Consider the following 7,382-nt stretch of genomic DNA (forward strand, 5'->3'; position numbering starts at 1 on the left):
AGACATAATGGTTCTCTGAGAAAATCCTACTTTGGTATTGATAGGTTACAACGCTGCAAGACTGGCTATGACGGACACGACTAGCCGTCTGTGATCTAAGAATCCTTCATCTGCAAGGTCCAAAGTCGGGCATAAAGTCCGTTCAAGGCGAGTAGTTGCTCGTGGCTGCCCTGTTCGACCACCTGACCTTGGTCGATCACCAGAATTCGATGGGCATGGCGCAGGGTATTAAGGCGATGGGCGATGCTTATCACCGTGCGGCCTTGCGCAATGCGTTGTAGGTTGGTCATGACTGCCGCTTCCGACTCGTAATCCAAGGCGCTAGTGGCTTCATCCAGTAGCAATATTCCCGGATTGGTCAGTAGTGCTCGGGCTAGGGCGATGCGTTGGCGTTGCCCCCCGGAGAGTTGGCCGCCACGCTCGCCGACTTGGGTCTCATAGCCTCGGTCCAGCGTCTTGATAAAACCATCGGCACCGGCCAAAGTCGCTGCTTCATACATTTCCGCATCGCTGGCCTGAGGCCGACACAAACGAATGTTCTCGGCGATGGTGCCAGCAAACAGCACGCTTTCTTGCAGCACTATGCTCATGTTACGGCGCAGCGCCACCGGGTCCGCGATTGCCAAATCTATCCCATCCACCAACACTTGGCCGTGCTGAGGTACATAGAGGCGCTGCAATAGCCGAGCCAGAGTGGATTTGCCCGAGCCGGACGGCCCGGTGATACCGATGAATTCGCCGGGATGAATCTCAATGTTGAGGTTGCGTAACACCTCCTGACCATCCTCGTTGTAACGAAAACGCACACCTCTGAAACTCACCCCTCCCTGTAGTTTGGGTACGGAGGCCAGACCGCCATTGCCACTTTCTCCCTCCTCATCAAGAATGTCGCCGATCCTGCGCATCGAGATCAGGGTATGCTGGAAATCCTGACAGACTTGGGCCAGACGCAGAATCGGTTGGGTCACGTGTTCCGAGAGCATGTTGAAAGCGACCAGCTCCCCTGGGCTGAGTTTGCCCTCCATTACTAGAGTAACGCCCCACAGCAGCAGCAGGGCGGAGGTTAGCTTCTGGATTAGGTCGATTCCCTGACCAGCCAAGATCCCCACCACTTTGGCGTGGAATGATGCGCGGACGAAAGCAGAGAGCTGCCGCTCCCAGCGGTGTAGGAAGCCGGCTTCGGTAGCGTTGGTTTTGATGGTTTCAATGCCGGTGACTGACTCGGTAAGGAAGGCGGTGTTGTCGGCCCCTAGCTCGTACTCTCGCAATACCCGGGCACGCAGCAGGGGCCCGATACCTAGCCAGAACAGAAAGTAGAGCACGAGAGAACCGAGCACCAGCCAGGTTAACTCGGTGGCGTAGGAGAACATCACGGCGACAAACAGGCCGACGAAGGCCAAATCCAGCACCATAGTCAGCGCTGAACCGGTGAGAAATTGGCGGATCTGGTTCATCTCGCGCACCCGGGCGATGATTTCACCGGTCTGACGCTGCTGGAAATAGCCCATAGGCAAGGTCACTAGGTGCTGATAGAGGCGGCCGGAGAGCTCGGAGTTGACCTTGCTGGCGAGGTTGGCGAATAGCCAGGAACGAAGAAAACCATAGACGGGCTCGAACAAAGCCAGAGTCAACATGGCGATTCCTAGCACTTGCAGGTTCGATAGGCTGCGGCTGACCAGCACCCGATCGATCACGTTCTCGAATAGTATGGGGGTCACCAGGGCGATCACCTGTAGCATCAGAGACACTAGGATTACGTTCCTAAACTGGTTGACATGCTTACGGATGGAAGGCACGAACCAGCCGAAGCCAAACCGCTGCCGTTTCGGCTGCTCGGTCGCCTCCGCCAGCAGCACGGCGCTGCCTTGCCAATGGCTAGCGAAGACGGTTCGGGGATAGCGACATAGCTTACCCGCGCTTGGCTGATACAAGGTAATGCACTCGCCTTCGACTCTCTCTAGCACCTGCCAGCCCTGTTCCGTATCCAGCAGGATCGGAAGGGGCAGGGTATCGAGACGGCTCATATCTGTGGAGATGTGGCGTGCCTTCAGGCCGATCCACTGGGCGCAGCGGCATAGATCTTGGCTGTCCGAGACCCCTTGGGTGCGTCCGAGACGGTGGATCAGTTGTTCCGGTTCCACCGCCAAGTTGAAATGGCGGGCGGCATGGGTCAGGGCCAGAAGGCCGTCATCCGCTACGGCTTTGGACGCGTCGATGATGATCGGTTCCGACAGAATAGATTCGATGGTTGACATTATCGTTCCCTCAATGCTTCGGACTGGTACTGTTGTAGTGGGCTGAGTAGGTAGTCGATCACCCGCCGTTCACCGGTGCGGATTTCCGCGGTGATACTCATGCCCGCCTGTAGCGGCACCTCATGCTGGTCTACGGCAATGGAAGAGCTCGCCATCCGGATCTGTGCGGGAAATACCAAACCTAGCTGCTCATCCTTGACCGCATCCTTGGAAACGTGGACGATCTTCCCCCGTATAGTGCCATAGCGGGTATAGGGAAAAGAGTCGACCTTAATCTCCACCGGCTGATCGGCGTGCACGAACCCCACATCCTTGTTCAACACCATCACCTCGGCTTCCAAGGAGGTATCATCGGGCACGATCACCATTAGCTGTTGGGCCGATTGCACGACGCCTCCCAAAGTGTGGATCGCTAGCTGCTGCACTACGCCGTCGACCGGTGCCCGTAGGCTCTGTAGCCGCTGCCTTTCGCCGGTTTTTATCAACTGCTGTGTCATGACCGCGATGTTGGCTTGAGCTTCATTCAATTGGTCGTAGTATTCCCGGCGAGTCTTGGCTAGGTAGCGGTCCCGGCTCTCCTTTAGTACCTGATATTGCGCTTTGAGGACAGCCAGCTCGGCGTATTGTTGAGAAAGGATGCGTTCGATCTCTAGCTTCTCCTTCTCCTGCTCCAGTAGCTCGACTTTTGGCAGTAGCTTGCTGGCGGCCAAGGTACGACGGGCCTCAAGACGCACTTTGATATTGGTCACCAGCTTCTCCAGCTCGGTGATATCGGCGTTACGCGCACTCTGGCTCGCTTGATTGACGCTCATCTCACCGTCCAAGCTTTCTAGATTAGCGACCACCTCTTTCCAGACGCTGACCAGATGCTCTCTAGCCAGCTCGACTTGTGCCTGCGGTATACCTTCCTGTACGGCGAAATGCTCAATGGGGGCGTCGGTTAGCAGGGCCTGTAGTCTGGCCTGCTCCAACCGTTTGAAGTTTAGCTGTTCTTGCCGCTCTTTCAGCTCGGCCTCGACCCCAATGGGGTTGAGTTTGATCAGCATATCCCCAGCCTTCACTCTTTGCCCGTCACGCACGTGAATCGCGATAATTTCGCCGGCCTCAAGGGACTGGATCACCTTAGAGTGGCTGGACACCAGCAACCTGCCTGTGGCGTTGGCATGGATGTCTAGGTGACCGACGATGGACCAGAGTAGAGCCACCAGCAGAAACAGGGTCAGCGCCATCGCCGTGCACCTTGCCCAAGGCGCGGGAGGGCGTTCAACGATCTCTAGGTAGCCGGGCTGAAACTCGTACTCATCGCGGGTGCGTTTCGTCGCTTTGGGCGCGTTACGCTCCTGCCGCCAAGCCTGGAGGACGGTTTTTAGGTGTTTCTTGAATGACATTATTCCGTCTCCTTTCGTAATGCCTGTTGCATCCGCCACAGCTTGGCGTAGCAGCCGCCCTTGGTCAGTAGTTGGTGATGGTTGCCTGATTCGGTGATAAATCCCTGCTCCAAAGTAATGATGCGGTCGCAGTGACGCACCGTGGACAGGCGGTGGGCAATGATGATGACGGTGCGTCCTAGCGCGATCTCGGCCATGTTGGTCTGGATCAGCGCTTGGGATTCGTCATCGAGGGCACTGGTCGCTTCGTCGAAGATCAGGATCTTGGGGTTAGCCATCAGCGCGCGGGCGATGGCAATGCGCTGGCGCTGCCCTCCCGAGAGGGAACTGCCAGCCTCGGCCAGTACCGTGTCATAGCCCAGAGGTAATTGCAGGATAAAGTCATGCGCGCCTGCTAGCTTGGCGACGGCCATCACCTTCTCCAGCGAGGCGGAGGGGTCCTTAAAGGCTATGTTGTGGCGCACACTACGGTTGAACAGGTAGTTCTCCTGTAGTACTACCCCAATCTGGCTACGCAGGTAGCCGGGGTCCAGCCGGTATAGGGGAGTGCCGTCGATCAAGATCTCCCCCTCGTCTGGAGTGTAGAGCTTCTGTAATAAGCGGGTCAGCGTACTCTTACCCGAACCGGAGGGACCGACTATGCCCAGCTTCTCGCCGGACCTGATATGCAAGGTAACTCCCTGCAACACTGGGGCTTGATGAGGCTGGTAGCGGAACACCAAGTTGCGTATTTGCAGATCACCGGAGAGTGGTTGCTGAGGACGGATATTCCCCTGCTCCTGCTCGACGGGCAGGTTGAGTATGTCGCCGAGCTTGTCGACGGCGACCCGGGTTTGGATAAACTGTTGCCACAGGTCGATAAGTTTGGCGATGGGTTGGTTAATGTGGGATGCCATCATGTTGAAAGCGATCAGTTGGCCTATGGTGAGCTCCAGAGAGATCACCATGTTGGCGCCCAACCAGATGATCCCGACCCCGCTCACCTTCTGGAGCAGCATAACCCCGTGGCTGATGAAGCTGTTGAGGGTCTGCGTGCGGAAACCGGCTTCGACCATGTTCGCGGTTTGGGATTCCCAGCGCCGTTGCATCCTGGGTTCTACCGCCAGGCTCTTGATGGTTTCAGCGCCGCTGACGGACTCATTCAGGAATGAGGTATTGATGGCAGCCGTTTGGAACTGTTGTTCGATGCGCTGTTGCAATGGTTTGGCGCTCAGCCAAGCTAGCAGAAAATAGAGTGGTAATCCCGCCAGTACCACACAGGTTAGGGACGGCGACAGCCAGGCCATTACCCCGAAGAAGACAAAGGCGGAGGCCAGGTCCACGCACAGGGTTAGCATGGAGCCGGTCAGGAAGTCACGAATGTTGTCGAGTTCTTGCACCCGGGTGATGATAGCGCCAACCTGACGGTGTTTGAAGTAAAGCAGGGGCAGGCCGAGTAGGTGCCGAAACAGCTTGATCCCTAGGGTGATATCGATGCGGTTGGCGGTGTGGGCAAAAAGGTATTCGCGCAGCCCCCGGAGCACCACTTCGAACAGCCCAACTACCACCAGCACTATCACCAATACCTCTAGGGTGGACAACGCCTTGTGCACCAACACTTTGTCCATCACCACTTGGAAAAACAGAGGGGTGACTAGGGCAAGTAGCTGAAGCATCAGGGAAAAAAGCAGCACCTCGCCGAGGAGGTGGCGATGGTGAATAAACGCGGGTATAAACCAAGAGACATCGAACCTGAGGGAAGCTCCCCCTAACCGGATCACCTCCCCGCTCCATCTGGCTTCTAGCTCGTTGATGGAGAGTACTTCGGGTGAAACGGCATAAGGAGACTGGATCAGGGCCTGATCAGTGGAAAGGCGCGCTAATACAATAAATCCTCCCTGTTTGTCGCGAAAGGCCAGAGGCAGTAGCTTGGGAGTCAGTTTGGGGAATTTTAAACGGCATAATGCCAGATCAACATCATGTGCCTTGCCGTACTCTTTTATCGCAGGTTTCAGTTTGTTATGGGAGAGCAGAGGCTGTGGTTCCTGAGCTTCACCTGTAGCTAATTGCAACAATAATCGACAACAGTTAAGAGCAGATGACAATGTATCTGCATCGGAGGATATATTTTCCCTATTCATTGTAATTTTCCCTTACGTGATTCCGTTCTCACGTTGTTAACATAAAAAAGCCTTTCCGCAACAAAATGATGTATTGCAGAGTCAATTAATAATAATCTGTATTAAGAGCATAGGCTTTAATTCGAATATATGTCATTTCCATAGGTGGGTGCAAGCTAAAGATAATAAAATGGCAGTCAATTAATCAATATTATCCTAAAAATGTTAATTGGTCATTGCTAATTGGTCGTTGCTAATTTTTCGTTATTAATCGGAGCGTGGTATTCAGTATCTGAATATATTGGATTGAAGTCAGGTATATCCATTTTTATTTTTTTTTGTGGCGGATGAAAAGCCAGAGTTAATAAGCATAGCACCTTCGTTGGGCTGGGAACGGGTCATGCCTGATACTTCTCTTGAGCTGATTGCGATACCGGGTAACCATTTTAGTTTATTGGAGGATAATGAGAATAAAACCGCTTTAGCTCAGGCTTTGAATAGAGTGCTGGTAATCAGTTTTGAAAGGGCGGTGGCGTGATACTAATAAGTAAGGAATATTGGGTAGTTTAAATAACAGAATTGATGATTTACATGTAGGTTATTTAGTCAAGTTTTTGCTATTGTTATTGGAATTTAATCTAATCTGGCTTTATTTTTTTATGAATTTTCGTTGCTATATATAAAAATATGTTTCATTGTTATTCTCATGAATGGTTAAGAATAATTAATGTAAATTTTTAAAATAGCCATATATTTTCCATTATTAATATTGATCAATATAATGTCTATATATTTCTCTGCTGTCTGGAAATAAAACAATATCAAAATAAAACTATAAATTAATAAATGTCTCAGGTCATTACGTAAATTACTTTGTAGAACGATTTACTTGGGTGATATTGTCTTGTAATTAATGATTTATTTCATATGTTATTGTTTTATAAAAATAATGTCCATTATGAGATAGTGTGTAATAAAGCTATTTCTAGTTTTAAATTGTTTCTTTATGGTATTAAATATAATCACATTTATATCGGCTTTATAATCTTATTATTATAAAAAAATATAATGAATTTAATTTTAATTTGTATTGTTTCGTTTACGGTATTTACATTAACGATATTATTTATTTGTTGAAAAATAGTGTGTTATGAATTACTTTTAACCCAGGCTTATATTTTCAAATAATTGAATATATAGAGTGGTTTGTAAATGTTGAATAAGTTATACCCTATGGATTTCAAGATGGATCGCGGCGGTAAGGGAGTGAATCCCCGGGAGCATAGATAACTATGTGACCGGGGTGAGGGAGTGCAGCCAACAAAGAAGCAACTTGAAAGATAACGGGTATACATTTGTAATTGAGATATTAGTTGATTATTAAGATAATAAATTTATTTTATAAGTAATTATCAAAGTAAACTTTTTTGATAATTTAGGGTTAATTTATTCATTTTATCTTTATAAATATCTCATTTGTTTTTGAAATAATTTCAATTAGATATTAATAGGAAATAGATAAAATACAGTGGTGATTTGGTATTTATGCATAATTAAATGCAGTTAACGGTTCCATTTTAAATGATGGAATTCAATATTAGCCAATTAAAATTGCAGTCAATTAATCGAACTTATCTAAA

At 50.0% G+C, this 7,382-nt stretch carries 4 protein-coding genes; 1 reads left to right on the top strand and 3 read right to left on the bottom strand.

The window, feature by feature from the left end; translation table 11 throughout:
• Positions 1-95 precede the first annotated feature (95 nt).
• Genes SLS51_RS08945 through SLS51_RS08955 form a run of 3 tightly spaced genes read right to left on the bottom strand, consistent with a single transcriptional unit; the run spans position 96 to position 5,763 of the window.
• The gene (locus tag SLS51_RS08945; RefSeq protein WP_323837498.1) at positions 96-2,255 is read right to left on the bottom strand and encodes a type I secretion system permease/ATPase; all 2,160 of its coding nucleotides are present in this window, start codon (positions 2,253-2,255) and stop codon (positions 96-98) included.
• A complete protein-coding gene (locus tag SLS51_RS08950) occupies positions 2,255-3,643 on the bottom strand; it encodes an HlyD family type I secretion periplasmic adaptor subunit (RefSeq protein ID WP_323837500.1) in 1,389 nt (462 codons plus the stop codon). The genes SLS51_RS08945 and SLS51_RS08950 overlap by 1 nt, the downstream gene beginning before the upstream one ends.
• Positions 3,643-5,763 (bottom strand): type I secretion system permease/ATPase, encoded by a 2,121-nt coding sequence (locus SLS51_RS08955; RefSeq protein ID WP_323837502.1) that lies wholly within the window; start codon positions 5,761-5,763, stop codon positions 3,643-3,645. The genes SLS51_RS08950 and SLS51_RS08955 overlap by 1 nt, the downstream gene beginning before the upstream one ends.
• A gap of 379 nt (positions 5,764-6,142) precedes the next feature.
• Between SLS51_RS08955 and SLS51_RS08960 the strand changes: the two genes are divergently transcribed.
• Positions 6,143-6,280: a hypothetical protein gene (locus SLS51_RS08960; RefSeq protein ID WP_323837504.1), complete on the top strand. Its 138-nt coding sequence runs from the start codon at positions 6,143-6,145 to the stop codon at positions 6,278-6,280.
• The last annotated feature ends 1,102 nt before the right edge of the window (positions 6,281-7,382 follow it).

It is taken from the genome of Photorhabdus africana (assembly GCF_035181445.1).
In the GTDB taxonomy this organism is placed as follows: domain Bacteria; phylum Pseudomonadota; class Gammaproteobacteria; order Enterobacterales; family Enterobacteriaceae; genus Photorhabdus; species Photorhabdus laumondii.

Excerpts from the sequence above, each read along its gene's own strand:
- SLS51_RS08960 (WP_323837504.1), top strand. The coding sequence starts at position 6,143 with ATGCCTGATACTTCTCTTGAGCTGATTGCGATACCGGGTAACCATTTT.
- SLS51_RS08950 (WP_323837500.1), bottom strand. The coding sequence starts at position 3,643 with ATGTCATTCAAGAAACACCTAAAAACCGTCCTCCAGGCTTGGCGGCAG.
- SLS51_RS08955 (WP_323837502.1), bottom strand. The coding sequence starts at position 5,763 with ATGAATAGGGAAAATATATCCTCCGATGCAGATACATTGTCATCTGCT.
- SLS51_RS08945 (WP_323837498.1), bottom strand. The coding sequence starts at position 2,255 with ATGTCAACCATCGAATCTATTCTGTCGGAACCGATCATCATCGACGCG.